Consider the following 25,731-nt stretch of genomic DNA (forward strand, 5'->3'; position numbering starts at 1 on the left):
CCGGTGGGTCAGTCCTTCTCGGCGGGGACGTGCTCGGCGTCGCCCATCAGGCGCAGCGCCACCCGCAGCTTCTCGGCGGACTCGTCCATCCGGGACTGGTCCGGGTCGTCGTCGGCATGGGCGAAGCTGTGATCGGACATCGAGTTCGACGGCCAGACATGCAGATGCAGGTGCGGCACCTCGAAGCCGGCGATGCTCAGCCCGGCCCGCTGGGAGCCGAAGGCCTCGACCTGGGCCTTGCCGATCCGGTGCGCCACCTGGAACAGGTGCGCCATCAGAGAGCCCTCTGCATCGGTCCACTTGTCCACCTCCTGCCGCGGCACCACCAGAGTGTGCCCGTAGGCCATCGGGGCGATGGACAGGAACCCGACGCAGGTCTCGTCCTGCCAGACGAAGCGGCCCGGGATCTCACCTGCAATGATCTTTCTGAAGACTGTGCTCATGCATCTACTCTAAGCCTGACTGCTAGTCTGGAACGAGCATGAACGAGAGAACCTCCACCCCTCCGGCACGCGGCCGATCCACGCGACAGAAACGTGCCGTCTGGGCCGCCCTGCACTCCCTCGACGACTTCGTCAGCGCCCAGGATCTGCACAAGATCCTCGACGGTCGCGGCGAGAAGGTCTCCCTGGCCACGGTGTACCGGGTGCTGCAGTCACATCAGGAAGAGGGACTCGTCGACGTGCTGCGCCCCGACGACGGTGAGGCGATCTTCCGGCTCTGTGAGCGCGAGGAGCACCACCATCACCTGGTGTGCCGCTCCTGCGGCCTCACCGTTGAGTTCGAGGCCCCCGTCATCGAGGACTGGGCGACCACGCTCGCGCAGGAGCACGACTTCACCGAGGTCCGGCACACGCTGGAGATCTTCGGGCTCTGCGCCAGCTGCGCCGCCATCGCCCGCAGCTGAGGCTCAGGCGGTCAGCGGCCAGCCGGTCAGCACGGCTGCGGCTTGACGTCGGCGGTTGCGACCGCCGCGGCCGACGAGCACACAGACCACGTAGATCATGAAGGAGATCGTGGTGATGTAGGGGCTGATCGGCACCGTGCCGGTGATCGCGAGCATGATCCCGCCCACCGAGGAGATCAGCGCGAAGAGCATCGAGAGCAGCACTGCCAGATACGGACGCACCGTGACCTTCAGCGCTGCCGCCGCAGGCACCACCAGCAGCGCGAGCACCAGCAGCGCCCCGACCACCTGGACCGACATCGCCACTGCGACGCCGAGCAGCACCATGAACACCATGGAGAGCAGGTTGACCCGGACCCCGCGGGCCCGGGCCAGCTGCGGGTCCACCGAGGCGAACATCAGCGGGCGCCAGATCAGCAGCAGCACGATGCTGATCACCACGGCACCGGTCACCAGGGTCTGCGTCTGGATGTCGTCCACGCCGACGATCTGCCCGGTGAGCAGCCCGAACTTGTTCGCACTGCGCCCCTGGTAGAGCGAGAGGAAGAGGATGCCGAGTCCGAGTCCGAAGGGCATCAGCACCCCGGTCACGGCGGAGGTGTCTCGGTCCTTCAGGCTGAGCACCCCGATCAGCACCGAGGCTGCGACGGCGCCCAGCGCTGAACCGGCGACGACGTCGACTCCGATGAGCAGCGCCAGGGCCGCTCCGGCGAAGGAGATCTCGGCGATGCCGTGGACCACCAGAGCGGTCCGGCGGAGCATGATGAAGACCCCGATCAGGCCGCCCATCAGGCCGAGCACACCGGCGGTGATCACCGAGTTCCGGACCAGGGAGAACAGCTCCCAATAGCCTTCGGTGGTGAATGAGCCGGTCAGCGTCTCCATCATGGCAGCGCCAGCTCCTCGGGGTGGTGGTGGCAGCCCTCGTCATGGGCGGACATGACCAGAAGCCGTCCCTTGTGCTCGATGACGTCCACCGAGGAGCCGTACAGCTCGGAGAGCACCTCGGAGCGCATGACCTCGGCGGTGGTGCCGATCCGGTATTGTCCGCGGGCGAAGTAGAGCACCCGGTCGACGTGTTCGATCACCGGGTTGATCTCGTGGGTCACGAAGACCACCGCGGAGCCGCGCTCCACGGCCTGGCGTCGGATGAGTTCGGTGACGGCCTGCTGATGGTGCAGATCCAGCGAGTGCAGCGGCTCGTCGCAGAGCAGCACGGCGGGGTTCGAGGCCAGCGCCTGGGCGGCGCGCAGTCGCTGCTGCTCCCCGCCGGAGAGCAGCCCCACCGGCATGTCCGCATAGGCGGTGGCGCCCACTGCCTCGAGCAGCTCATCGACGCGGCGGCGCAGCGCGCGGGGGTGCAGTCGGATGCCGAACCGGTGCCCGTCCAGACCCAGCGCGACCATGTCACGGGCGCGCAGCGGGGTCTCTTCGGGCATGGTCTGCTGCTGCGGGATGTAGCCGACCCGGCTGCTGCCGCGGCGAACCGGGGCACCGGCGATCTCTGCCGATCCAGAGGTGAGTCTGGTCAGTCCCAGCAGGACCTTCAGGAACGTCGACTTCCCGGCCCCGTTGGGCCCCAGCACGGCGAGGAACTCACCCGGAGCCAGATCAAGGTCCAGACCCTCCCAGAGGGTGCGGCCGCTGAACCCGACGCTCGCGTCGCGCAGCGTCACCAGCGGGTCAGCCACGCGACTCCTCGACCAGAGTCTCGACGGCGGTGATGTTGGCGTCCATCCACTCCAGGTAGGAGTCGTGCTCGTCGCCGATGGTCTCGTTGAAGTCCAGGACGGCGACGCCGGCGTCCTCGGCGGCCTCTCGGATCTGCGCGGACTGGTTGGTCTCGGTCTGCGGGTTATAGGAGAGCAGATCGATCTCCTGATCGGCGGCGGCGCTCAGCGCCTGCTGGTAGATCCGGGCCGAGACGTCGTCACCGTGTTCGATCGCGGCGAGGAACTGCGGGTCGGTGGCGTCTTCGAAGCCGGCGTCGGTGAGCAGGAACTGCGAGACGGCCTCGGTGGCGAGGAAGCTCATCCCGTCGGCGTCGATGGCCCGGTTCCGCTGATCCATGGCGTCGATCTCCTCGGCGAGGGCGGTGGCGTTGTCCTGGTAGAGCTCGGCGTTCTCCGGGGCGATCTCGGCCATGTGCTCATGGAAGTCCCGGGCGAAGTCGCTCATCGCGGCCAGGTCATACCAGATGTGCTCGTTGACGAAATCGTCGGAGTGGCCGTGTCCCTCGTGCGCATCCTCAGCCTGGTCGTCCTCGGCGTGGTCGTCCTCAGCCTGGTCGTCGTCGTGGTCGTCCTCAGCACGGTCGTCCTCGGCGTGATCGTCCTCAGCACGGTCGTCGTCGTGCTCGTCGTCAGCGTGGTCGTCCTCGGCGTCTTCCCCTTCGTCCTCCTCGGCGTGGGCATTCTCGCCCTCGATGAGCTGATAGACCGCGTCCTCCTTGCCTGAGGTGGCGGCCAGACGGGTGAGGAAGGGGTCATACCCGCCGCCGTTGGCGAGGATCACGTCGGCGCCGTCCACGGTCAGCCGATCCTGCGGGGTGGCCTCGTAGGAGTGCGGGTCCGCCGCGGCGTTGTCCACCAGCGCGGTGACCTCGGCGGTGTCGCCGAGGATCTGCTGGGCCAGGTCGGCGTAGACGTCGGTGGAGGTGACCACGCTCAGCGTCTCGCCCTGGTCTGCCGCGGCGCCGCCGTCCTCGTCGGGCGAGCCCGCCGAGCCGGTGCAGGCGCTGAGCAACAGGGTCGTGGCGCCCAGCAGGGCGGCGGAGGGAAGCAGACGTGGCGCGGGCATGGATCGTACTTTCGTCGTGGGGAGGCGCTGCCGGGGCGTGAGCAGCTGAGACCAGCGTACGGCCAGACTTTGTTGAGAACAAATCTCAACTAGACCGTGGTGCGCCGTGTCTCCCTCTGTCGCTCAGCTCTCCTCTGCGCTCACCGTGTGCCGTCGGCGGGAGTCCCAGGACTGGGTGGCGTCGTGGATCTCGCCGACGAGCACCTCCAGCACGTCTTCGAGGAACAGGATGCCGCGGGTGACGCCCTCGGCGTCGATCACGCGGGCCAGGTGGGATCCGGTGCGCTGCATCTGCGCCAGGCACTCCTCGATCTCGTCGGTGAGGCCCATGTTGCCCAGGGAGCGCACCACGGTCACCGGGATGGGCTCCCCGGAGGCGGAGGCGGGCAGGCTCATCACGTCCTTGAGGTGCACGTAGCCGGTGTAGACGTCCTGATCATCTGTGCTGACGAAGCGGGAGAACCCGGTGCGTCCCACGGCCTTCTCCACCTTGCGCGGGGTGACGTCGGCCGGCAGCGTGATCACCTCTTCGACCGGGATCATCACCTCGGCGGCGGTGTAGTCGCTGAACTCCATGGCACCGGCGATGATCCCGGCGTCGTCGCGCACCGTGCCGCCGCGCTTGGACTCGGCCACGATCGATTCCATCTCCTCCAGGGTGAAGGTGGAGACCACCTCGTCGCGCGGGGTGATCCCGAAGGCGCGCAGCACCAGGTTCGCGGTGAGATTCAGCACCCAGATCAGCGGCATCAGGATCCGGTAGAGGAAGACCAGCGGCGGGGCCAGCAGCAGCACCGCGCGGTCCGCCACGGAGACGGCGGCGTTCTTGGGCACCATCTCGCCGATGGTCACGTGCAGGAAGGAGACCAGCGCCAGGGCGATGATGAAGGCGATCACGCTGGCGGCGGTGTAGCTCAGCCCGAACGAGGTCAGCGGCTCGGTCAGCAGGTGATGGATCGCAGGCTCGGAGACCATCAGGATCAGCAGCGAACACACCGTGATGCCCAGCTGGGCGATGGCGAGCATCTGCGAGACGTGTTCCATCGCGTAGAGCGCGGTCTTGGCGCGGGCGGACCCGGCCTCGGCCTTCGGCTCGATCTGGCTCCGCCGGGCGCTCATCACCGCGAACTCGCCGCCGACGAAGAAGGCGTTGGCTCCGAGCAGGATCACCAGCCAGAGGATGCCCATCAGGTCGGGGTTCATCGTCGTTCACCCCTTTCGCGGGCATGACGGACATGGTCCGCGCGGTCCTCGGCCAGCTTCTCGGCCCGGGCGGCGGCGTGCTGCAGCGCGGCGTCGCGGGCCCGTGGGTCAGGGGTGAAGCAGAGCCGGTCGATCCGGCGACCGTCGACCCCGACGACGGCCAGCCTGCCGCCGTCGACCTCGACGGCGTCTCCCAGTCCGGCCACCCGGCCCAGGGTGAGCAGCATGAAGCCGGCCACCGTCTCATAGGCGGGATGCTCGGGGATGGCGAGCTCCAGGATCTGGGCGTTGATCTCGTCGGGGCGCAGCAGCCCGGGGAAGAACCAGTCGCCGGAGGCGCTCTGCAGCACTCCGGGAGCGATCCGGTCGTGTTCATCGGCGACCTCGCCCACGATCTCCTCGATCAGGTCCTCCAGGGTGACCACACCGGAGGTGCCGCCGTATTCGTCCTCCACGATGGCCACCTGCAGCGAGGCCTCACGCAGCACCGGCAGCAGCGCATCGAGGTGGATGGTCTCGGGCACCCGGGTGATCTCTGACATCACGGTGGCGGCGACCAGGCCGTGGCGCTTCTCGCGGGGCACGGCCACGGCCTTCTTCACGTGGGTCACCCCGCGGACGTCGTCGACGCTGTCTCCCAGGACCGGGAAGCGGGAGAACCCGGTCTGCCGGGCCAGATCGATGAGGGCTTCCAGGGAGGCGTCGGCGTCGACGCTGGCCATCCGCGGGCGCGGGGTCATCACGTCGGCGGCGGTCTGGTCGGAGAAGCGCAGCGTGCGGTCCAGGAAGGTGGCGGTGCCCTCATCAAGGGTGCCCAGCATCGCGGAGCGGCGCACCATGGAGGAGAGCTCCTCCGGGGTGCGAGCCCCTGAGAGCTCCTCCTTGACCTCCAGGCCGAAGCGGTGGAGGACCTTGTTGGAGAAGCCGTTGAGCACCTTGATCAGCGGGCGGAAGACGGCGGTGAAGACCAGCTGCGGCTTCGCCAGCACCCGGGCCACCCCGTAGGCCTCGGCGATCGCGAGGTTCTTCGGGACCAGCTCGCCGATGATCATGGTGACCATGGTCGCGATGATCAGCGCCACGGTCAGCGAGACCGCGGAGAGCGCCTGCTCGGGCACGCCGAGGGCTTCGAGCGGGGCTGCCAGCAGCGCGCCCAGCGCCGGTTCGGCCACATAGCCGGTGAGCAGGGTGGTCAGGGTGATGCCCAGCTGACAGGAGGAGAGCTGGGTGGAGAGCGACTTCAGGCACCGCATCACCGCCGGAGCAGACCTGTCTCCGCGATCGATCGCGTGCTGGACGGTGGGCTGGTCCAGAGCGACCAGCGAGAATTCGACGGCGACGAAGAACCCGGTGCCCAGGATCAGCAGGAACCCCAGGCCGAGCAGAAGCAGTTCCACTTAGCGCAGCCACCCCCGGCCGAGGCGCTGCGCCTCGGGCGTGTGGATCAGGGGGTGGGCGTGGATCAGGTGCGGGCCGCGGCCAGGTTGTCGATGCTCCATGAGATCTCAGAGCTTACCGCCTGGATCACCAGGAACCGGAAAGCGGCTTGCCCTCCTCATATCCGGCGGCGGACTGGACTCCGGCGACGGCGCGCTGGCGGAACTCGTGCAGCGAGGTGGCTCCGGCATAGGTCATCGCGGACCTCACCCCGGCCGTGATGGAGTCCAGCAGGTCTTCGACTCCGGGCTTCGCCGGGTCCAGGTACATCTGCGAGGTTGAGATGCCCTCTTCGAAGATCGACTTCCGGGCCCGCGCGAAGGCGCTCTCCGTGGCGGTGCGGTTCTGCACGGCTCGCGAGGAGGCCATCCCGAAGCTCTCCTTATAGCGCCGTCCGTCGATCCCGGTGAGCATGTCGCCGGGCGACTCATAGGTCCCGGCGAACCAGGATCCGACCATCACCTGGGAGGCCCCGGCGGCCAGGGCCAGGGCGATGTCGCGCGGGTAGCGCACTCCCCCGTCGGCCCAGACATGCTTGCCCATCTCGCGGGCGGCCGCGGCGCATTCGAGCACCGCGGAGAACTGCGGGCGGCCCACCGCGGTCATCATCCGGGTGGTGCACATCGCACCCGGTCCGACTCCGACCTTGGCGATGTCCGCGCCGCCCTCGATGAGCTCGCGCACGCCGTCGGCGGTGACCACGTTGCCGGCCACGATCGGGACCTGCAGTCCGGAGGCCTCCACGGTCGCGCGCACCTCGGTGAGCGCCTCGAACATCTTCTGCTGGTGCCCGTGAGCGGTGTCGACCACCAGCACATCGACCCCGGCGCCGAGCAACGCCTCGGTCTTGCCGGCGACGTCGCCGTTGATGCCCACCGCCGCGGCGACCTTCAGCCGGGACTTCGCGTCGAGGTTGGGCCGGTAGAGCGTCGAGCGCAGCGCCCCGCGCGGGGTCAGCGCCCCGGCGAGAGTGCCGTCGGAGGTGGTCACCGGGGCGTACTCGGCGCCGGCGGCGTCCATCGCGATGAAGGCCTGTTCCAGGCCGGCGTCGGTGAGCACCTCCTCGGCTGTGAAGCGGAGCGGGGGAATCCGCATCACCGACGCCACGGAGGAGAAGCGGTCCACTCCGAGCCCGTCGTTGGCGGTGACCACGCCGGCCAGGCGCAGGTCCTCGTCGACCACGCAGACGGCGTCGTGGTTGCGCTTGTCCAGCAGGTGCAGCACATCGAGCATGGTGTCTGTGGGATGGACCTTCAGAGCGGTCTCCAGCACCGGATGACAGGACTTGACCCAGTCGGTCACCTGCCGGATGACCTCGAGCGGGACATCCTGGGGCAGGACCCCGAGTCCGCCGCGGCGCGCCATGGTCTCCACCATGCGACGCCCCGTGACGGCGGTCATGTTCGCGGCCACCACTGGAATGGTGGAGCCCGTGGGATCCTCGGCGGAGAGGTCGACGCTCATCCGTGACTGGGTGTGGGATCGCGAAGGGACCAGGAAGACGTCGGAGTAGGTCAGATCGGTGATCGGCTCGTTCAGGAATCTCACGGGGATCCGCGCCCTTCGTAGTGCTGGTGACGATGCTCGCCGCCGGTTCAGCTCAGCGGCGCAGGCGCTGAGGCAGCGGCCCCTGACACGATACCGTGGCCGGTGGCGGCACGGTGCACAAAGTCACTATGCTTGGACGAGGTGAAGATCCACGTGCACGAAGCTGTGCCGGATAACTACACAACACAATGGAAGAGGCGTATCCACAGTGCCAGAGCTAACGTCCAGCCGTCTTGCCGAGGAATTCCCGGGGAACGAATGGTTGGTCGCCGACATATACGACAAGTTCAAGGACGATCCGGATTCGGTGGATCGGAAGTGGGCTGAGATCTTCCGCCAGCTCGAGGGCGACGGTGATTCCCGTCCGTCCGGCACCTCCTCCGCCCCTGCGCCGACGGCGGCCACCCCCGCCGAGCCGAAGAGCAGCTCCAGCTCCGGCAAGGCTGCCGGGTCCGACAGCAACGGTGCCGCGAAGGCCAGCACCGCCTCAGGTGAGAAGTCGGCCGCCAAGTCTCCGGCGAAGCCTGCCGCGGACTCCAAGCCCAGCGCGGACAACCAGCGCGAGTCCACCGCTGAGACCACTCCGGCCACCGCGAAGCCCGCCGAGCCCGAGAAGTCGCAGAAGCCGGCCGGCGAGAAGGGCCCCTCGGTCAGCAAGCCGGTGGCCCCGCGGACCCCGACGACGAAGAAGTCCGAAGGCTCCTCCAGCACTCCCATCCCTTCCGAGCCCTCTGCCGCCAAGGCCGAGTCGGCGACGAAGGAGGAGAAGGAGGACAAGGTGATGCCGCTGAAGGGCATCTCCAAGGCCATCGCGGCGAACATGGACGCCTCGCTGACCGTGCCCACCGCCACCACGGTGCGCGCGGTGCCGGCGAAGCTGCTCATCGACAACCGCACCGTGATCAACAATCACCTCAGGCGCACCCGCGGCGGCAAGGTCTCCTTCACCCATGTGATCGGCTATGCCCTGCTCAAGGCGCTGCGCAAGCACCCGTCGATGAACGTCACCTATGACGTGCAGGACAACAAGCCGGTGGCTGTTCACCCGGCCCATGTGAACTTCGGGCTGGCCATCGACATGCCCCGCCCCGACGGCACCCGTGCGCTGGTGGTGCCGAACATGAAGGCCGCCGAGGAGATGAGCTTCACCGAGTTCTGGGCCGCCTACGACGACGTCGTCAAGCGCGCCCGGGACAACAAGCTCACCCCCGGGGACTACGCCGGGACCACCGTCTCGCTGACCAACCCCGGCGGCATCGGCACCGTGCACTCTGTGCCTCGGCTCTCCAAGGGCCAGGCCGTGATCGTGGGCGTGGGCGCGCTGGAGTACCCCGCCGAGTTCCAGGGCGCCTCGGAGAAGACGCTGAACAACCTCGCCGTCTCCAAGGTCATCACGCTGACCTCCACCTATGACCACCGCGTCATCCAGGGCGCCGGGTCCGGTGAGTTCCTCAAGACCATCCACCAGTACCTGCTCGGCAAGGAGGGCTTCTACGAGGAGATCTTCGAAGCCCTGCGGATCCCGTATGAGCCCATCGCATGGTCCGCCGACATCCAGGTCAACCCTGAGGACCAGATCAACAAGGTCGCCAGGATCCAGCAGCTCATCCACTCCTACCGGGTCCGCGGTCACCTGATGGCCTCGGTGGACCCGCTGGAGTACCAGATGCGCAGCCACCCGGACCTCGACATCGAGTCTCACGGGCTGACCCTGTGGGACCTCGACCGCGAATGGCCCACCGGCGGCTTCGGCGGCAATTCCATGCTGCCGCTGCGCAACATCCTGGGCGTGCTGCGCGACACCTATTGCCGCAGCACCGGCGTGGAATACATGCACATCCAGTCCCCCGAGGAACGCCAGTGGTTCCAGGACGAGATCGAGCATCCCTACGAGAAGCCCACCCGGGACGAGCAGTTCCGGATCCTGGGCCGGCTCAATGCGGCCGAGGCGTTCGAGACCTTCCTGCAGACCAAGTTCGTCGGGCAGAAGCGCTTCTCGCTCGAGGGCGGCGAATCGCTGATCCCGCTGCTGGACACGATCCTCTCCGAGGCGGCCGATGAGGGCCTCGACGAGGTCGCGATCGGCATGGCTCACCGCGGACGCATCAACGTGCTCACCAACATCGCCGGCAAGACCCACGCACAGGTCTTCCGCGAGTTCGAGGGCCGCGAGGCCGGCACCGGCTCGGGCGACGTGAAGTACCACCTGGGCACCCGGGGCTCCTTCACCTCGGACCGCGGCAACTCCACCAGCGTCTACCTGGCCGCGAACCCCTCACACCTGGAGGCGGTCAACCCCGTCCTCGAAGGTGTGGTGCGCGCCAAGCAGGACCGAATCAACCAGGGCGCGGATGCACTGGACTCCTTCTCGGTGATGCCGCTGCTGGTCCACGGCGATGCGGCATTCGCCGGCCAGGGCGTGGTCGCGGAGACGCTGAACATGTCCCAGCTGCGCGGCTACCGCACCGGCGGCACCGTGCACGTGGTCGTGAACAACCAGGTGGGCTTCACCACCGCCCCCTCGGCGGCTCGGTCCATGACCTACTCCACCGATATGGCCAAGGCCATCCAGGCGCCGATCTTCCACGTCAACGCCGATGACCCGGAGTCGGTGGCCCGCGTGGCCCAGCTGTCCTTCCGCTACCGCCAGCGGTTCAACAAGGACGTCGTGATCGATCTGGTCTGCTACCGCCGACGCGGTCACAACGAGGGTGACGATCCCTCGATGACCCAGCCCAAGATGTACAACCTGGTGGAGGCCAAGCGCACCACGCGTCGGCTCTACACCGAGGCGCTGGTCGGACGTGGCGACATCACCCAGGAAGAGGCCGACCAGGCGCTGCGGGACTTCCGCCAGCGGCTGGAGCGGGTCTTCACCGAGACCCACGCCGCCCAGACCCAGCCGATCTCCACGGCTGATCCCGACGCCTCCGGCACCCGGGGCATGGCCCCGACCGCCTCCGAGGACGAGACCAGCACCCCGGACCGTGAAGGCGATGACACCAAGATCAGTGAGGACTCCCTCGCGCACATCGGCGAGGTCCACACCAACATCCCGGAGAGCTTCACCCCGCACCCGAAGCTGAAGTCGCTGCTGGAGAAGCGGGCCAAGATGGCCCGCGAAGGCGGCATCGACTGGGGCTTCGCGGAGATCGCGGCCTTCGGCTCGCTGCTCATGGAGGGCACCGAGGTCCGTCTGGCGGGTCAGGACTCGCGCCGCGGCACCTTCGTGCAGCGCCACGCGGTCTTCCACGACCGGGTCAACGGCGACGAGTGGTACCCGCTGAAGAACCTGACCGAGGATCAGGCCCGGTTCTTCATCTATGACTCGCTGCTCTCCGAATACGGCGCACTGGGCTTCGAATACGGCTACTCCGTGGAGAACCCGAATGCGCTGGTGCTCTGGGAGGCTCAGTTCGGCGACTTCGTCAACGGCGCCCAGATCATCATCGACGAGTTCATCGCCACCGCCCAGCAGAAGTGGGGCCAGAACTCCTCGGTGGTCATGCTGCTTCCGCACGGCTATGAGGGCCAGGGACCGGACCATTCGTCAGGCCGTCCCGAGCGTTTCCTGCAGCTCTGCGCCGAGGACAACATGACCGTGGTGCTGCCCTCTTCGGGTGCGAACTACTTCCACCTGCTCCGCCGTCAGGCGGTGGCGCGTCCGCGCCGTCCGCTGATCGTCTTCTCACCGAAGCAGCTGCTCCGCCTGAAGGCTGCGGCGAACTCGGTGGAGGACTTCACCACGGGCACCTTCCAGGAGGTGATCCCGGACCGGGAAGTGGACGCCGCGAAGGTCAAGCGCGTCCTGATCGTCTCAGGCCGGCTCTACTACGACCTCGTCGCCACCCGGAACAAGCACAAGGACGAGGCCACCGCGATCGTGCGGCTCGAGCAGCTCTACCCGATGCCGGTGGAGGAGCTGCAGGCCGAGCTGGACCGCTACTCCTCGGCAGAGGAGGTCGTCTACGCCCAGGACGAGCCGGTCAACCAGGGTCCATGGCCGTTCCTCGGCATGAACCTGCGTCCGCTGCTGAAGCAGGAGCTCAAGCTGGTCTCGCGCGCTGAGTCTGCCGCCACCTCGGTGGGGCAGGCCAAGCGTCACGCCAAGGAGCTGGAGGGCCTGCTCAGCAAGGCCTTCCCGCACCTGGACCTGTGAACCGGATGGAACACTCCACTCAGGATCTCAGAGCCGCAGCCTCCGGTCACCGGCGCCACGTGCGCATCGTCGCCCTGGGCGACGAGCTGCTCAGCGGCGTCGGTGACCCCCGGGCGCTGGGGTGGTTCGGTCGGGTGATCTCCAAGACTCCGATCGAGGGACTCACCCTGGAGAGCTACGCCCTGGCCATGCCCGGTGAGGGCACCGAGGCGCTCTCCGAGCGGTGGCAGGACGAGGCCGTCGCCCGGTTCTCCGGCGCCACGACGGACGGCGGCACACCCGAGCGTCATCTGGTCATCGCGCTGAACGACACGGACCTCTACAGCGCCACCTCCTCCGCCCGATCCCGGCTGAACCTGGCCAATATCCTGGACCGGGCCTCCCAGGAGGGCATCCGGTGCCTGGTGCTCGGGCCGGTCCCGACCCTGGATGCGGAGCGCAACCAGCGGATCTCCGAGCTCAACGCGGCCTACCGGGACGTGGCCTCACGGCGCTCACATGTCTATGTGGACGCCTACACGCCCCTGGTCAGCCACGAACAGTGGCGCAGCGACCTCGCGGCCAACGGCGGACTCCCCGGCCAGGCAGGCTATGGTCTGATCGCCTGGCTGGTGCTGCACCGCGGGTGGTATCCGTGGTTAGGGCTCCAAGAGCCCGTGGCCTAGAATTACCCCAGCCGACGAAAGGAGTTCATCATGAGCAAGCGTGGACGCAAGCGCAGCGCACGTCGCAAGAAGAACGCCAACCACGGCAAGCGCCCCAACTCCTGATCTCAGTGGTCCAAGGCCCTTGCTGCGGCTGACGCGTTTCGAAGCGGCAGCGCAGAACACAGAACCCCCTGCAGAGAATCTCTGCAGGGGGTTCTGTCATGCTCAGGGCTTGAGGCGAGCCCGAGGTTCAGGGCTGGTGCCGGCTCAGGACTGGTCGTCGTCCTGCTGGTGTCCTGCCTCGACGCGGATCTGACTGATCCGCTCCAGGATCGTGACCTTCAGCGTCTCCGGTGCGCGCTCGGCGCAGGAGCGGCGGACCACGGTGCGGATGATGCACTCCAGGTCGTAGTCGTCGGCGCACTCCGGGCAGGCATGCAGGTGGGCCTCGACCTCATCGATGTCCTCCCGGCTCAGCGCACCGTCGGCGTACTCGTAGATGCGCTCCATGCGGGTCTGCTTCTCGGTGCAGTCACCGTCTCTGCAGTTCTCATCAAGCCATTTCCCGGGGCTGACCTCGGTGGCCTGGCTGCGATCTTGGTCGTTCATGGTTTGGCCTCCTGCTTCTTGAAGCCACGTTCGCGGGCATAGTCTTTCAGGAGTTCGCGCAGCAGCTTCCGGCCGCGGTGCAGTCGCGACATCACCGTGCCGATCGGGATGTTCATGATCTCGGCGACCTCTTTATAGGCGAATCCCTCGACATCGGAGAAGTAGACCGCCAGGCGGAACTCCTCGGGGATCTGCTGCAGCGCGTCCTTGACGTCGGAGTCAGGCAGATGATCCAGCGCTTCTGCCTCAGCCGAGCGCAGCCCCGAAGAGGTGTGCTCTGCGGCCTGGGCCATCTGCCAGTCCTCCACGGTGTCCGTGTTGGCCTGCAGGGGCTGGCGCTGCTTCTTCCGGTAGATGTTGATGTAGGTGTTGGTCAGGATCCGGTAGAGCCAGGCTTTGAGATTCGTGCCGGGCTTGTACTGGTGGAATGCGGAGTACGCCTTGGTATAGGCCTCCTGCACGAGGTCTTCAGCGTCCTGCGGATTGCGCGTCATCCGCATGGCAGCTGAGTAGAGCTGGTCCACGTACTGGAGAGCCTCGCTCTCAAAACGCACGCGACGCTGCTGTTCGGTCTCTTCGGCGACGACGACGCTGCTTGAATCAGCGTCGGTGCCGGTGGCTGCGGGCTTTTCCATCACCTCTGAGTCTACTCGCACAGCGCACACCGGTCGTCGGGCGTCAGGTGTGGGGGCGCGGACGCGCTTCGGGGTGAGAGTCGGCGTGGTCATAAAGGGCACAACGACGACGCCGCGCTGTGCATTCCTGCTCGTCACCTGACGTCCGCACCGGATGAGCGCCGCATCCGCGTCGGATGAGCGCCCATAGGGCCTGCTGATTCCCGTGACAGCCCTGATTGGGTAGATTGGACCTTGAACGATGCTTCAGCGCCACACTCCTACAGGAGGACACTATGTCTCTGCTTCGTAAATTCGCCCGCCCACTGCTGGGCGCGAGCTTCATCGCCAGCGGTGTCGACCGCCTGCGCAACACCGATGATGCCTCGGCGCGAATCGGGTCCACCCTCGAGGAGATCGGCTCACTTCTCCCCCAGGCCGAACCCCTGGTCTCCAACGCCAAGCTCACCACCCAGGTCCTGGGCGGTGTCGAGGTCGTTGCCGGAACCGCACTGGCGCTGGGCCGGTTCCCCCGCGCCTCGGCCCTGATGCTGGCAGGAGTCCACAAGTTCAACAGCTATGCCGAATACCGCAACGCTGAGATCGAGAGTGACTCTGACGTCACCGCTCAGCGCAAGACGCTGCTGAAGAACGCCTCCATCCTGGGCGGCCTGAGCCTGGCCATGGTGGACCTCGACGGCAAGCCGTCGCTGGGCTGGCGCGCCGAGCACCTGGCCAAGACCACCCGCAAGAAGGGCGCCAAGTTCGGCGACAAGACCTTCAAGTGGGCTGATGATCTCGGCAGCGATGCCACCAAGAAGGTGCGCGACTTCGAGAAGCACGCCAAGAAGAACTTCCAGCGCGCCGAGAAGGATGCCCTGAAGGCGATCACCAACGCCTCCAAGGGTGCCAACAAGGGTGTCAAGAGCGCCAAGAAGAAGGTCGGAGCGTAGAACCTAGCGACGTGAGCACTACATCTACACACGCTGCATCGGTGCCCCCGCAGCCGTGGCCTGCGCCACGGGCGGGGGCACCTCTGCGCGCAGAGGTCACCGTTCCCGGGTCGAAGTCCCTGACCAACCGCTACCTGCTCCTGGCCGCCCTCGCCGACGGCCCGTCCGTGGTCATCAACCCGCTGCGGTCCCGGGACTCCCGGCTGATGCTCGATGCGCTGGCGGCCCTGGGCAGCGTCGTGGAGCACATTCCGGACTGGGAGAACTCCGGGGTCCCCGCCGTGCGGATCTCCCCGCTTCCGGCCCTCACCAGCGCCTCTCACCCCGGCCCCATCCCTGACTCTTCCGGCGCTGACTCTTCCGCCGCTGACTCTCCCGGCACCGCTGACTCCTCCGGCACCGCCCCGACCACCGGGGCGGTGAGCATCGAGTGCGGCCTGGCCGGCACCGTGATGCGGTTCATGCCAGCCGTGGCCGCGCTGACCGGCGCACGGGTCCACTTCGACGGCGACCCCGAGGCCCGCGTCCGCCCGATGGGCGCGGTCCAGCACGGGCTGCGCGATCTCGGCGTCGAGATCACCGGCCCGGGCGCTCCCGCACCCGGCGGCGAGGGCCATCTGCCGTTCACCGTGCACGCCCCGGCGGGCATCACCGGGGAAGAGATCACCATAGACGCCTCAGCCTCCTCCCAGTTCGTCTCCGGGCTGCTGCTCACCGCGGCACGGATGCCGCACGGACTCACGCTGCGTCATGTCGGCGAATCGGTGCCCTCGCTGGAGCATGTGGAGATGACGCTGCAGGTGCTGACCGAGGTCGGGGTGAAGGTCAGCTCCCCCGCGAAGCACACCTGGCGGGTGGAGCCCGGCGAGATCCGGGCCTTCAGCGTCCGCGTGGAGCCGGACCTCTCCAATGCCGGACCCTTCCTCTGCGCGGCCGCCGTCACCGGCGGAGAGGTGACCATGCGCGGCTGGCCGATCGTCTCCGCCCAGATCGGACGCCGCTGGACCGAGCTGCTGCCGGCCTTCGGCGCCCAGATCGAGACGGACCCGGAGACCCCCACCACGGTGACCCTGCGAGTCCGCGGCACGCAGCTGCGCACCCCCGGCGCCGTGGACGGCACCGCCGAGCTGACCCCCACGGTGGCGGCCCTCGCCGCCCTTTGCCAGAGCCCCACACTGTTCACCTCGGTCGGGCACCTGCGCGGACACGAGACGGATCGGATCGCGGCCCTGGTCACGGAGATCCGCCGACTCGGCGGGTCTGCGGAGGAGACCGAGGACGGGTTCGAGGTCACCTCACCGGTGACCCATGGCGGTCTGGTGCGCAGCTATGCCGATCACCGGATGGCCACCTTCGGCGCGGTGCTCGGTCTGGTGCTCGACGACGTCGAGGTCGAAGACATCGCCTGCACCGCGAAGACCATGCCTGACTTCCCGCAGCTCTGGGCAGGGCTGCTGGCGCCGGCGTCGGACGCCGCGCCTGGCGTCGGGCCTGGCTCCGCGGCTGACTCCGTGCCCGGCTCCGGGTCTGTCTCCGCATCGGGGGCGCGCGGATGAACCGCTGGGCCGATTGGGACGAGTCCCACGTGCGAGTGCGCCCGAACAAGAAGGGCTCCCGACCCCGGACCAAGGAGTCACCCGACTACGCCGACGCCGAGCTGGGCCGGGTCGTCACGGTGGACCGCGGGCGCTACACGGTGCGCCTGGATGACCCCGACGGCGGAGAGCGGATCATCTCCGCAGTGCGCGCGCGTGCGATGCGCCGCACCCCGGTGGTCCCGGGCGACATCGTGGGCCTGGTCGGGGACACCACCGGCGATGCGGGTTCACTGGCCCGGCTGATCCGGATCCAGGAGCGCTCCACGCTGCTGCGCCGCAGCGCCGAGGACACCGACGACGCCGAACGGGTGATCGTCGCCAACGCTGATCAGCTGCTGATCGTGGTCGCAGCGGCGGATCCTGCCCCACGCACCGGATTCATCGACCGGGCCCTGGTCGCAGCCTACGACGCCGGGATCACCCCGATCCTGCTGGTCACCAAGGCCGACCTGGTCGAGGACCCTGCGGATCCGGCCGGACTGATCAGCCACTACGCGGAGCTGGACCTGCAGACCGTGGTCTCCCAGCAGGCCACCGGCACAGCCTCGGGCACCCCCACCTTGGACTCCGCCGCGGTCATCGCGCTGCGCAGCTCGCTGACCGAACGGGTCACCGCGATGATCGGACACTCCGGGGTGGGCAAGTCCACCATGGTCAACGCCCTGACCGGCGCGGATCGGGCCACCAGCGGGGTCAACGCGGTCACCGGGCGCGGCCGGCACACCTCCTCCTCCGCCGTCGCACTGAACCTGGAGCCTGCCGATTCCCTCGACGTCGCCGCAGCACGGAACTCCTGGATCATCGACACCCCCGGGGTGCGCACCTTCGGCCTGGCCCATGTCGCCCCCGACGATGTGCTCGGCGCCTTCTCCGATCTGGTCGAAGGCTCCGCGGCCTGCGAGTCCGGCTGCGCCCACGTCTCCCCCGAGGGGGGCTGCGCCTTGGACGCCTGGGTGGCCGATGGCCACGCCGGCGACCACGGCGCCGCCCGGCTGGCCTCGATGCGCGGTCTGATCAGGTCCATGGCGGGCACCGAGGACGGTCCGGAAGAGAAGCGGCTCGGCGCGTAAAGCCGTGAATGCGGGTCCTGCCGCTCGGTGATTGCTAGCGTGGCGCTATGAGCCTTAGCACCAGCGCCTACACCGATGACCTGCGCCTGGCGCATATGATCGCCGATTCCGTGGATGCGAAGACGATGTCCTTCTTCTCCTCCATGGACTTCGAGGTCGAGACCAAGCCCGATCTGACCCCGGTCACCGAGGCTGATCGCCAGGCCGAGGAGCTCATCCGCGGCCAGCTCAGCCGGGCCCGCGGCCGCGACGCCATCCTGGGCGAGGAGTTCGGCTCCACCGGATCCGGACCGCGCCAGTGGGTCATCGACCCGATCGACGGGACCAAGAACTTCATCCGCGGGGTGCCCGCCTGGGCCACGCTGATCGCGCTGGTCGATGACGGCGAACCGGTGGTCGGACTGGTCAGCGCACCCGCGCTGGGTCGGCGCTGGTGGGCGGCCAAGGACGGCGGCGCCTATACCGGCAAGGCCCTCGCCTCGGCCAAGCGGCTCCAGGTCTCGAAGGTGCCCCAGCTCGAGGACGCGTTCTTCTCCTACTCCTCGCTCGCCGGGTGGCGGAAGATCGGCCGCAGCCAGAACTTCCTGGAGCTCACCGAGACCGTCTGGCGCACCCGCGCCTTCGGCGACTTCTGGTCCTACTGCATGGTCGCCGAGGGTCAGGTGGACATGGCCGCCGAACCGGAGCTGAGCCTGCACGACATGGCGGCCCTGGTGCCGATCATCCGCGAAGCCGGCGGCATCTTCACCTCCCTGGACGGTGAGCCCGGATGCACCGGTGCCAACGGCCTGGCCACCAACGGTCTGCTCCACGAGGCCGCCCTGGGCGCGCTCGCCGCAGATCGCCCCGCCCCGTTCTGAGTTCCGCCCCGGCCTGGGTCCAGCACAGGCCTGGGTCCAGCACCTTCCTGAGCCCAGCAGCGCTGTCAGAGCCGGGTCTGCTTCGTCCTGCCGGCCCCACTTGCAGTTTTAGGTGTGCCTAAATCATACTGTGGGCATGCGCCACACCAGGTTCTTCACTGTCACCGCCGGACTGATCTGCGCCCTGGCCTTGAGCAGCTGTGCCGCGGCGAACTCCGATGAGCAGGGCGCCTCCACGGAGGACCAGCCTCCCGTGGTGCTCACCAGCTTCTCGGTGCTGGCAGACATGACCCGGGCCGTGGGCGGCGACCTGGTGGACACCCGCTCCATCACCCCGCCCGGCGCCGAGGTGCACGAGTACTCCCCCACCCCCGGCGATCTCCGCGATGCCGCAGCGGCGGACGTGATCTTCTTCAACGGACTGGGCCTGGAGGCCTGGTACGAGCAGTTCCTGAGCCATTCTTCGGCGGAGGTGGTGATGCTCTCCGAGTCGGTGGAGACCCTGCCGGTCACCCGGCTGCCCGAAGCTTCTCCGGGCTCCGGCGAGTCCGACGACGTCGAGGACCCCGGGGCTTCCGAGAGTGCCGGCGCGGAGGAGACCGCCGAGCTGCCGGTCAACCCGCACGCCTGGATGTCTCCGGCACAGGCCATGGTCTATGTGGACAACATCGAGGCCGCACTGAGCGAGCTCTCCCCCGCCGACGCCGAGCAGTTCACCGAGAACGCCGGCCGCTACCGGGAGCAGATCCAAGCGGTCTGGGACCAGGCCGAGGAGCGGCTGGCACCGCTGCAGCAGGACGGTGAGATCCACCTGGTGACATGCGAGGGCGCCTTCAGCTACCTGGCGAAGGACCTGGATCTCGGCGAGCACTACCTGTGGCCGCTCAACGCCGAGGACGAGGGAAGCCCGAAGCAGGTCGAGGCGCAGATCCGCTACGTCGAGGAGCACCAGGTGCCCACGATCTTCTGCGAGTCCACTGTCAATGACTCCACCCAGCGGCAGGTGGCCGAGACCACCGGCGCCACCCTGAGCGAGCCCCTGCACGTGGACTCGATCACCGAGCCTGACGGACCGGCACCGAGCTACCTCGAGCTCTTGGAACACGACCTGGACCTGATCATCGAAGGAGCCCAGCGATGAGCACTGACATAGACACGGGATCAGCCACAGGCGTGGACGCCCCACCCGGTGCTGCCGCCGTCGTCGTCGATCAGCTGAGCGCCGGCTATCCAGGCGTCCAGGCTCTGGACGAGGTCAGCATCACCGTGGGCACGGGCAGCATCTGCGCCCTGCTGGGAGCCAACGGCTCCGGGAAGTCCACGCTGTTCAAGGCGCTGCTGGGACTGCACCGACCCACCGCCGGGACCGTGCGGCTCTTCGGCATGGAACCGACGAAGGCCCGACGGCGCAACCAGGTCAGCTACGTGCCGCAGCACGAACAGGTGGACACCAGCTTTCCGATCAGCGTGGAGCAGGTGGTCATGATGGGTCGCTACGGGCACATGGGCTTCACCCGCCGCACCCGCCCTGCGGACCGGCAGGCCTGCGACCAGGCGCTGGACCAGGTGGGCCTGAGCCAGCTGCGCCGGCGCGGGATCGGTGAGCTCTCCGGAGGCCAGCGCAAGCGCGCCTTCCTGGCCCGTGCGATCGCCCAGCAGGCGCCTCTGATGCTGCTCGATGAGCCGTTCGCCGGCGTGGACCGCGGTTCGGAGGAGCTGATCAGCTCGGTGCTCAAGACGCTGCGCGACACCACGGGCACCACCGTGCTGATCTCCACCCACCACCTCGCCGGCGTGGAGGACCTCGCCGATGAGGTGGTGCTGCTGCACCAGCGGGTGCTCGCCGCGGGACTGCCGGGCGAGGTGCTCACCGAGGAACAGCTCGGCCGCAGCTTCGGCGCCGTGCTGCGCGAGACGAACTGATGAGGGAGGCAAGCTGATGTGGGAGCTGCTGGTCCAACCGATGGAGTTCGCCTTCATGCAGCACGCCCTGACGGCGGCGATCATCTCCTCGGTGGTCTGCGCCCTGCTCTCCTGCTGGCTGGTGCTCATGGGCTGGTCCCTGATGGGTGACGCCGTGGCGCACTCGATCCTGCCCGGGATCGTGCTGGCGCACATCTTCGGTCTGCCCATGGCGCTGGGCGCCTTCGTCTTCGGGATGCTCGCGGTGCTGCTCATCGGCGGGATCAGCGGAGGCTCGACGCTGAAGCATGACACCTCCATCGGCGTGGTGTTCACCTCGCTCTTCGCGCTGGGCCTGGTCCTGGTCTCCAGGACCCCCAGCGAGACGCACCTGACCCACATCCTCTTCGGCAATGTGCTGGGCATCTCGCAGCAGGACCTGCTGCAGACCGCCGGTCTGGGGCTGGCCACCGTGGCGGTGCTGTTGACGCTGCGGCGCAGCTTCGTGCTGCTGGCCTTCGACAAGGTCCACGCCCATACGATCGGACTCTCCACCGGCGCACTGTCCATCTTGCTGCTGGCCCTGCTCGCGCTGACCACCGTGACCGCGCTGCAGACCCTGGGGATCCTTCTGGTGGTCGCTATGCTGGTGGTGCCCGGCGCCACCGCACTGCTGCTGTGCCGCCGCTTCGGGCCGATGCTCGCGGTCGCCGCGTCCAGCGCGGCAGCCTCCGCGGTGATCGGCGTCTATGCCAGCTACTGGCTCGACATCTCCACCGGAGGCTCGATCGTGCTGGCACAGTCGGGCCAGTTCGCGCTGGCCTACCTCTTCGCCCCGGTGAAAGGGATGATCCCGCGGCTGCGCCAGCGACGTCAGCGCCCACCCTCCGAGCAGGCGAGGCCGACCCGCTCGATCGATACGCTCCTCGACGTGAAGGATCCCGCCTAGATGACTCCGCGCACCTCAGCTCAGGGCCGTTCCACCGCGATCGAGGCTGCCACCACCTCCGTGGAGGACTACGCCAAGACCATCTATGGCCTCGCCGAATGGGACGGCGCCTCGGTGACCGCGTCCGCGCTGGCCAGGACCCTGGGCGTCTCCAACCCCTCGGTCTCGCTGATGATGCGCAAGATGGCCGACCTGGGGCTGGTGGAGCACCGCCCCTACGCGCCGATCGCGCTGACCCCCGCCGGACGCCAGCTCGCCCTGGCAATGGTCCGCCGGCACCGTCTGATCGAGACCTGGCTGGTGCGCGAGCTCGGATACGGCTGGGAGGAGGTCCATGAGGAGGCCGAACGGCTCGAACACGCCGTCTCGGAGACCTTCGTGGACCGTCTCGATGTGCGGCTGGGCCACCCACGCGTGGACCCTCACGGTGATCCGATCCCCGGTCCCGACCTGCAGCTGGACTACCCCGAGACCCTGCTGCTCTGCCGGGTGCCGGCCGCGATGAAGGTGCGCCTGGAGCAGGTCGACGACGCCGTGCCGGATGCGCTCTCCGCCCTGGACACCCACCGGGTGCCCATCGGTGCGCAGGTCACGGTCCAGGCCACCGACCGCGGCGCCGTCGTCCTGACCCCGCTCACCCCCGGAGGGCAGGACAGCCCGGGAGCTCCCCCGACGCAGGACGATCAGTCGGCGGCGGCCGGGAGCATCCGGCTCGCCCATGAGGTGGCCCACGCCATGCGCGTAAGCGTGGTCCGCTGAGGCCGCCCGGCCCCGACGTATCCTGTACTGGTGTCTTCTCCCGAACCGCGTGCCTCCAGCAGGCGCCCACGCCCGAAGCGGCAGGCGACCTCGCTGACGGTGCTGATCCTCCTGGTGGCGCTGGCCGGCGCCGGTGGCGCGCTGCTGCGACTTCTGGTCGGAGAGCTGATCCCGGAGCAGGGGATGAAGTTCCCGTGGACCACGCTGGTGATCAATCTCAGCGGATCAGGGCTGCTGGGCCTGCTCATCGGCGTCGCACGCGCCCGCCCGAGCACCCCGGACTGGGTGGTGCCGACCTTCGGCACCGGACTGCTGGCCTCCTACACGACCTTCTCTGCGGTGATCCTCGCCGTGATGCCCTCGATGCCCGGATCCGCCTATGAAGGACTCGCGGCCGTGACCTATGTCAGCCCGGGGGCGATGGAGATGCTCACCTACCTCATCATCAGCATCCTGGGCTGCACCGCTGCTGCCGCGGCCGGACTGACCATCAGCCGTGCGCTGTTCGGCCAGCTCGGCGCCGCCTCCGCAGATCTCGGCGTGAGCAGCGAGGGCCGCCATGAATCCTGAATTCAGCATCGCCATTGCGCTGGGCGTCGCGCTCGGCGGCTCGGTGGGCGCGGTGGCGCGCTTCCTCCTGGACCGATACCTGCGCGTGGGCCTGCTGCTGGCGAACACGCTCGGGTGCTTCCTGCTGGGGTATCTCCTCGGCGAACTCACCTGGCTGAGCGGGAACGGCGCAGCTGAGCCCGAAGGCGTGCTGCCCGGCCCGGTGTCCACGGTGCTGATCTTCGGGGTCCTCGGTGCGCTGAGCACCTTCGCAACCGTCTCGGTGCGGGTGGCGCAGACCTGGGTGTCGGGTCGACGACTGCGGGCGGTCGGGATCTGGACGGCGCACGTGGGGTGCGGGTTCGCAGCCGCCGCGCTGGGGATTGCGCTGTCCCGGATGTCGGGGCTATACTGAAAAGTCAGCTCGCGAGCACGTGGCGAGAGGCAGGGGCTGATAAGCCTCGTTGACAACACAATATGGGGACGATCGGTTTCGACGATCTGAGTTGATCATGGTGAAGCGGGTCGAGGATGCAGAGTGACCTCGTAAATACCTCTCTGCAAAACAATAAGTGCCGAAACTAAGCGCACTGACTTCGCCCTCGCTGCCTAAGCAGCGACGCGAGTCTGTCAGCCTGGGTCTGCTATCGACCCAGCTCCTGGCATCAGCTAGATAGCCACTGGTTCCAACTCCTCGTCGTGGGGAGTTGGGTCGACAATTCACACGACTGGGCCCGTCAGCCGCCTGTCTGCGTGACGGCTGGGGCCGAGAAAATCTATCAGCAGACTGCACCCGGAGAAGCCCATGTGAATCCAGATCGGACGCGGGTTCGATTCCCGCCGTCTCCACAGATTGCCCGAGCAGGCTCAGCCTGCTCGGGCTTTTTTGTGCCCTGAAGCCGGGAAGCCCCAGCTCGAAGGGCCCGGGAAGGCCGCGTTGCTCAGCCCGCCCCTCGGGAGTCGGAGTAGTATCCGGAAGGTCTCGTTGACTGTGCGAAATCTACGTGAAGGAGCCTGATGAGCATCCCCTTCTACCGCCCGCTCTCCCCCACCTGCGGCCTGCGGGTCTCCCCGCTCGCGCTGGGAACGCTGCCCTTCGGCGGCGCCAACGGCATGGGTCATATGGGCAGCCTGGGCCCCGACGATGCCGCCGTGCTGCTGGATCGCTCCCTCGAAGCAGGGGTCAACCTGCTGGACACCGCGAACCTCTACTCGCTCGGTGTCGCCGAGGAGGTGCTGGGGCAGACCCTGGCGCGCAGCGGCCGCTATGACGAGTTCCTGGTCACCACCAAGGCCCGGATGGTCGTCGGTGACGGCCCCAACGACGGCGGCGCCTCCCGCTGGCACCTGCTCAAGGAGGTCGAGACGTCTCTGCACCGGCTGGGCCGTGATCACATCGACCTGTTCTACCTCCACCACTGGGACGGCGAGACCCCGCTGGAGGAGACGCTGCAGACCATGGACGGGCTGGTCCGCGCGGGCAAGATCCGGTACTACGGGGTCTCGAACTACACCGCCTGGCAGCTGATGAAGGCGCTGAAGGTCTGTGAGGTCAACGGCTTCATCAAGCCTGTGGTGCAGCAGATCCACTACTCACCGTTCTCCCGCGAGGCCGAATACGAGATGATCCCCGCCGGGATCGATCAGGGCATCGGCACCCAGGCGTGGAGCCCGCTGGGCATGGGGCTGCTCAGCGGCAAGTACCGCCGGGACCAGCGCCCGGAGTCAGGTGCTCGCATGGTCGACGGGGATGGCTCCGAGATGCGCGTGGCGGACTGGGAGAAGCTCCACAGCGTCGTCGATGTGCTCGATGAGGTCGCTCAGCGCAACGACGCCACCATCCCGCAGGTCCTGCTCGCCTGGCTGCTGGAGCGCCCCGGGGTGACCAACCTGGCCGTGGGCGCGCGCAGCCTGGAGCAGTGGAACGATCTGCTGGGCACCTTTGAGGTCTCCCTGGACGCGGCGGACTCTCAGGCCATCGACGACGTCGGCCGGCCGACCCTGGCCTACCCGTTCTGGCACCAGGCCGATATGGCCAGCGAACGCATGAGCGCCGCGGATGTGTCGATCATGGCGACCACCAAGCGGGAGATCGCCGAGAAGATCGGCGAGTAGTCAGCTGACGTTCAGCTCGCACGGACAGGGCCCGATGGTGGTCTGACTATGGTGGAGACAGACGACCACAACAGATTGAGGTGTCAGATGACTACCGAACAGAACAGACCTGAAGAGGCAAAGAGGCCCAGCGCGGGCCACAGCTCCGCCGATGTGAACGGCGGCCAGCCGCTGGACACTCCCCCGCACCAGCGTGACGGCGGGAATCAGCACACCCACGGCGAGCATCACCGCGACGAGGCTGCGCGCAACCCGGGGCTGGATCCCGAACCGACCGAGACTCCGGGGCTGGAAGACGGCGGCGGCGTGCAGCCTGGCGATACTCCGCCCGATTCGAACTCCGCGACCGCCTCACCCAAGCAGGCTTCGCCGACGAAGCCCCCGAAGTCCAACCTGGTCATGACCGTGGCGATCATCGCGATCATCGTCGTGGTGCTGCTGATCTTCGTGGGTTACATCGCGGGACTGCTCGACTGAGCCAAGGGAGGACCGAGGGCTGAGCACGACTCAGTTGAGATCGGCTCAGCGGAGACTCAGGACGACCGCAGGTTCCGGTAGCGCATGGCGCGCTGGGCCTCGCGGTTGTCCTGCTTCTCTCGGAGGGTCTGCCGCTTGTCGAACTCGCGCTTGCCGCGGGCGATGCCGATCTCGACCTTGGCCCGGCCGCCCTTGAAGTAGAGCGAGAGCGGGACGATGGTCAGGCCCGGGTCCTCGATCTGGCGGGAGATCTTCACCAGCTCTTTCTGGTGGAGCAGAAGCTTGCGTTTCCGGCGGGCTGAATGATTGGTCCAGGTGCCGTTGAGGTACTCGGGGATGGTGACCTGTTCGAGCCAGAGCTCGCCGCCGCTGGAGAAGCCGCCGAAGCCGTCGGTGAGGTTGGCGGTGCCTTCGCGCAGCGACTTCACCTCGGTGCCGGTGAGCACCAGTCCGGCCTCGTACTTGTCGAGGATCTCGTAGTCATGCCGCGCGCGACGGTTCGTCGCCACGATGCTGTTGTTGGGATCGCGCTCTTTCTTCGCGCCCTTCTTCTTCGCCACCGTGTCACCTCCGCGC

At 67.9% G+C, this 25,731-nt stretch carries 26 protein-coding genes and 1 other RNA gene; 17 read left to right on the plus strand and 10 right to left on the minus strand.

The window, feature by feature from the left end; genetic code table 11:
- Positions 1–8 precede the first annotated feature (8 nt).
- The gene (locus LTI14_RS00620; RefSeq protein WP_241475247.1) at positions 9–443 is read right to left on the minus strand and encodes an HIT family protein; all 435 of its coding nucleotides are present in this window, start codon (positions 441–443) and stop codon (positions 9–11) included.
- A 38-nt stretch (positions 444–481) separates the two neighbouring features.
- Here LTI14_RS00620 and LTI14_RS00625 point away from each other — a divergent pair, with 38 nt between their 5' ends.
- The gene (locus LTI14_RS00625; RefSeq protein WP_241469976.1) at positions 482–907 is read left to right on the plus strand and encodes a Fur family transcriptional regulator; all 426 of its coding nucleotides are present in this window, start codon (positions 482–484) and stop codon (positions 905–907) included.
- Positions 908–910: 3 nt separating this feature from the next.
- On the opposite strand, the gene LTI14_RS00630 is transcribed toward LTI14_RS00625, so the two are convergent.
- The 6 genes from LTI14_RS00630 to guaB1 form a co-directional block, all read right to left on the minus strand.
- Positions 911–1,792: a metal ABC transporter permease gene (locus LTI14_RS00630; protein WP_370644380.1), complete on the minus strand. Its 882-nt coding sequence runs from the start codon at positions 1,790–1,792 to the stop codon at positions 911–913.
- The gene (locus LTI14_RS00635) at positions 1,792–2,598 is read right to left on the minus strand and encodes a metal ABC transporter ATP-binding protein (RefSeq protein ID WP_241464300.1); all 807 of its coding nucleotides are present in this window, start codon (positions 2,596–2,598) and stop codon (positions 1,792–1,794) included. The genes LTI14_RS00630 and LTI14_RS00635 overlap by 1 nt, the downstream gene beginning before the upstream one ends.
- The gene (locus LTI14_RS00640; RefSeq protein ID WP_241475249.1) at positions 2,591–3,706 is read right to left on the minus strand and encodes a metal ABC transporter substrate-binding protein; all 1,116 of its coding nucleotides are present in this window, start codon (positions 3,704–3,706) and stop codon (positions 2,591–2,593) included. Before LTI14_RS00640 ends, LTI14_RS00635 begins: the two co-directional genes overlap by 8 nt.
- Positions 3,707–3,829: 123 nt before the next feature.
- The gene (locus LTI14_RS00645; protein ID WP_241464298.1) at positions 3,830–4,909 is read right to left on the minus strand and encodes a hemolysin family protein; all 1,080 of its coding nucleotides are present in this window, start codon (positions 4,907–4,909) and stop codon (positions 3,830–3,832) included.
- The gene (locus LTI14_RS00650; protein ID WP_241475251.1) at positions 4,906–6,306 is read right to left on the minus strand and encodes a hemolysin family protein; all 1,401 of its coding nucleotides are present in this window, start codon (positions 6,304–6,306) and stop codon (positions 4,906–4,908) included. Before LTI14_RS00650 ends, LTI14_RS00645 begins: the two co-directional genes overlap by 4 nt.
- Positions 6,307–6,433: 127 nt before the next feature.
- Positions 6,434–7,894: a GMP reductase gene (guaB1, locus tag LTI14_RS00655; RefSeq protein WP_241464296.1), complete on the minus strand. Its 1,461-nt coding sequence runs from the start codon at positions 7,892–7,894 to the stop codon at positions 6,434–6,436.
- Positions 7,895–8,102: 208 nt separating this feature from the next.
- Here guaB1 and LTI14_RS00660 point away from each other — a divergent pair, with 208 nt between their 5' ends.
- Genes LTI14_RS00660 through LTI14_RS13305 form a run of 3 tightly spaced genes read left to right on the plus strand, consistent with a single transcriptional unit; the run spans position 8,103 to position 12,823 of the window.
- Entirely contained in the window at positions 8,103–12,053 is a 3,951-nt protein-coding gene (locus tag LTI14_RS00660; RefSeq protein WP_342357704.1) for a multifunctional oxoglutarate decarboxylase/oxoglutarate dehydrogenase thiamine pyrophosphate-binding subunit/dihydrolipoyllysine-residue succinyltransferase subunit, read from the plus strand.
- Between the two features lie 5 nt (positions 12,054–12,058).
- Positions 12,059–12,718 (plus strand): GDSL-type esterase/lipase family protein, encoded by a 660-nt coding sequence (locus LTI14_RS00665; protein WP_241464294.1) that lies wholly within the window; start codon positions 12,059–12,061, stop codon positions 12,716–12,718.
- 30 nt (positions 12,719–12,748) lie between these two features.
- Positions 12,749–12,823, plus strand: coding sequence for a 50S ribosomal protein bL37 (locus LTI14_RS13305; RefSeq protein ID WP_369699669.1), 75 nt, complete (start codon positions 12,749–12,751; stop codon positions 12,821–12,823).
- A gap of 144 nt (positions 12,824–12,967) precedes the next feature.
- Here the strand turns inward: LTI14_RS13305 and rsrA are convergent, their stop codons facing one another.
- Positions 12,968–13,309 (minus strand): mycothiol system anti-sigma-R factor, encoded by a 342-nt coding sequence (gene rsrA / locus LTI14_RS00670; RefSeq protein WP_241464293.1) that lies wholly within the window; start codon positions 13,307–13,309, stop codon positions 12,968–12,970.
- Entirely contained in the window at positions 13,306–13,944 is a 639-nt protein-coding gene (locus LTI14_RS00675) for a sigma-70 family RNA polymerase sigma factor (RefSeq protein WP_241464292.1), read from the minus strand. The genes rsrA and LTI14_RS00675 overlap by 4 nt, the downstream gene beginning before the upstream one ends.
- A 275-nt stretch (positions 13,945–14,219) precedes the next feature.
- Between LTI14_RS00675 and LTI14_RS00680 the strand changes: the two genes are divergently transcribed.
- From LTI14_RS00680 to LTI14_RS00740, 13 genes are all read left to right on the plus strand, one after another.
- The gene (locus LTI14_RS00680) at positions 14,220–14,876 is read left to right on the plus strand and encodes a DoxX family protein (RefSeq protein WP_241464291.1); all 657 of its coding nucleotides are present in this window, start codon (positions 14,220–14,222) and stop codon (positions 14,874–14,876) included.
- Between the two features lie 11 nt (positions 14,877–14,887).
- A complete protein-coding gene (locus LTI14_RS00685; RefSeq protein ID WP_241475261.1) occupies positions 14,888–16,432 on the plus strand; it encodes a 3-phosphoshikimate 1-carboxyvinyltransferase in 1,545 nt (514 codons plus the stop codon).
- Positions 16,429–17,544, plus strand: a complete 1,116-nt coding sequence (gene rsgA / locus LTI14_RS00690) for a ribosome small subunit-dependent GTPase A (protein ID WP_241464289.1) — start codon at positions 16,429–16,431, stop codon at positions 17,542–17,544. The genes LTI14_RS00685 and rsgA overlap by 4 nt, the downstream gene beginning before the upstream one ends.
- A gap of 47 nt (positions 17,545–17,591) precedes the next feature.
- On the plus strand, positions 17,592–18,404 hold the full coding sequence (gene hisN / locus LTI14_RS00695) for a histidinol-phosphatase (protein ID WP_241464288.1): 813 nt from the start codon (positions 17,592–17,594) through the stop codon (positions 18,402–18,404).
- 136 nt (positions 18,405–18,540) lie between these two features.
- Positions 18,541–19,545, plus strand: coding sequence for a metal ABC transporter solute-binding protein, Zn/Mn family (locus tag LTI14_RS00700; protein WP_241469983.1), 1,005 nt, complete (start codon positions 18,541–18,543; stop codon positions 19,543–19,545).
- Positions 19,542–20,327 carry a metal ABC transporter ATP-binding protein gene (locus LTI14_RS00705; protein WP_241464286.1) on the plus strand — a complete coding sequence of 262 codons (786 nt, stop codon included), beginning with the start codon at positions 19,542–19,544 and terminating at the stop codon, positions 20,325–20,327. Before LTI14_RS00700 ends, LTI14_RS00705 begins: the two co-directional genes overlap by 4 nt.
- A gap of 16 nt (positions 20,328–20,343) precedes the next feature.
- The gene (locus LTI14_RS00710; RefSeq protein WP_241464285.1) at positions 20,344–21,255 is read left to right on the plus strand and encodes a metal ABC transporter permease; all 912 of its coding nucleotides are present in this window, start codon (positions 20,344–20,346) and stop codon (positions 21,253–21,255) included.
- A complete protein-coding gene (locus LTI14_RS00715; RefSeq protein ID WP_241464284.1) occupies positions 21,256–22,014 on the plus strand; it encodes a metal-dependent transcriptional regulator in 759 nt (252 codons plus the stop codon). It abuts the gene before it with no gap.
- A 30-nt stretch (positions 22,015–22,044) separates the two neighbouring features.
- Complete coding sequence (locus tag LTI14_RS00720) at positions 22,045–22,584, plus strand: CrcB family protein (RefSeq protein WP_241464283.1); 540 nt, start codon at positions 22,045–22,047, stop codon at positions 22,582–22,584.
- Positions 22,574–22,978, plus strand: a complete 405-nt coding sequence (locus LTI14_RS00725) for a fluoride efflux transporter FluC (protein ID WP_241464282.1) — start codon at positions 22,574–22,576, stop codon at positions 22,976–22,978. The genes LTI14_RS00720 and LTI14_RS00725 overlap by 11 nt, the downstream gene beginning before the upstream one ends.
- A 64-nt stretch (positions 22,979–23,042) precedes the next feature.
- Positions 23,043–23,415, plus strand: a transfer-messenger RNA (tmRNA) gene (ssrA, locus tag LTI14_RS00730).
- A gap of 165 nt (positions 23,416–23,580) precedes the next feature.
- Entirely contained in the window at positions 23,581–24,678 is a 1,098-nt protein-coding gene (locus LTI14_RS00735; protein WP_241475263.1) for an aldo/keto reductase, read from the plus strand.
- An 87-nt stretch (positions 24,679–24,765) separates the two neighbouring features.
- Positions 24,766–25,155: a DUF6480 family protein gene (locus LTI14_RS00740; protein WP_241475265.1), complete on the plus strand. Its 390-nt coding sequence runs from the start codon at positions 24,766–24,768 to the stop codon at positions 25,153–25,155.
- A gap of 56 nt (positions 25,156–25,211) precedes the next feature.
- Here LTI14_RS00740 and smpB read toward each other — a convergent pair whose 3' ends face one another.
- Positions 25,212–25,715, minus strand: coding sequence for an SsrA-binding protein SmpB (gene smpB / locus LTI14_RS00745; RefSeq protein ID WP_241464270.1), 504 nt, complete (start codon positions 25,713–25,715; stop codon positions 25,212–25,214).
- Between the last annotated feature and the right edge of the window lie 16 nt (positions 25,716–25,731).

This window comes from Nesterenkonia sp. YGD6, from assembly GCF_022565895.1.
Lineage (GTDB): Bacteria > Actinomycetota > Actinomycetes > Actinomycetales > Micrococcaceae > Nesterenkonia.

Coding starts and splice junctions, on each gene's coding strand:
- LTI14_RS00620 (WP_241475247.1), bottom strand. CDS start 443: ATGAGCACAGTCTTCAGAAAGATCATTGCAGGTGAGATCCCGGGCCGC.
- LTI14_RS00625 (WP_241469976.1), top strand. CDS start 482: ATGAACGAGAGAACCTCCACCCCTCCGGCACGCGGCCGATCCACGCGA.
- LTI14_RS00630 (WP_370644380.1), bottom strand. CDS start 1,792: ATGGAGACGCTGACCGGCTCATTCACCACCGAAGGCTATTGGGAGCTG.
- LTI14_RS00640 (WP_241475249.1), bottom strand. CDS start 3,706: ATGCCCGCGCCACGTCTGCTTCCCTCCGCCGCCCTGCTGGGCGCCACG.
- LTI14_RS00645 (WP_241464298.1), bottom strand. CDS start 4,909: ATGAACCCCGACCTGATGGGCATCCTCTGGCTGGTGATCCTGCTCGGA.
- LTI14_RS00665 (WP_241464294.1), top strand. CDS start 12,059: ATGGAACACTCCACTCAGGATCTCAGAGCCGCAGCCTCCGGTCACCGG.
- rsrA (WP_241464293.1), bottom strand. CDS start 13,309: ATGAACGACCAAGATCGCAGCCAGGCCACCGAGGTCAGCCCCGGGAAA.
- LTI14_RS00675 (WP_241464292.1), bottom strand. CDS start 13,944: ATGGAAAAGCCCGCAGCCACCGGCACCGACGCTGATTCAAGCAGCGTC.
- LTI14_RS00680 (WP_241464291.1), top strand. CDS start 14,220: ATGTCTCTGCTTCGTAAATTCGCCCGCCCACTGCTGGGCGCGAGCTTC.
- rsgA (WP_241464289.1), top strand. CDS start 16,429: ATGAACCGCTGGGCCGATTGGGACGAGTCCCACGTGCGAGTGCGCCCG.
- hisN (WP_241464288.1), top strand. CDS start 17,592: ATGAGCCTTAGCACCAGCGCCTACACCGATGACCTGCGCCTGGCGCAT.
- LTI14_RS00700 (WP_241469983.1), top strand. CDS start 18,541: ATGCGCCACACCAGGTTCTTCACTGTCACCGCCGGACTGATCTGCGCC.
- LTI14_RS00705 (WP_241464286.1), top strand. CDS start 19,542: ATGAGCACTGACATAGACACGGGATCAGCCACAGGCGTGGACGCCCCA.
- LTI14_RS00710 (WP_241464285.1), top strand. CDS start 20,344: ATGTGGGAGCTGCTGGTCCAACCGATGGAGTTCGCCTTCATGCAGCAC.
- LTI14_RS00715 (WP_241464284.1), top strand. CDS start 21,256: ATGACTCCGCGCACCTCAGCTCAGGGCCGTTCCACCGCGATCGAGGCT.
- LTI14_RS00725 (WP_241464282.1), top strand. CDS start 22,574: ATGAATCCTGAATTCAGCATCGCCATTGCGCTGGGCGTCGCGCTCGGC.
- LTI14_RS00735 (WP_241475263.1), top strand. CDS start 23,581: ATGAGCATCCCCTTCTACCGCCCGCTCTCCCCCACCTGCGGCCTGCGG.
- LTI14_RS00740 (WP_241475265.1), top strand. CDS start 24,766: ATGACTACCGAACAGAACAGACCTGAAGAGGCAAAGAGGCCCAGCGCG.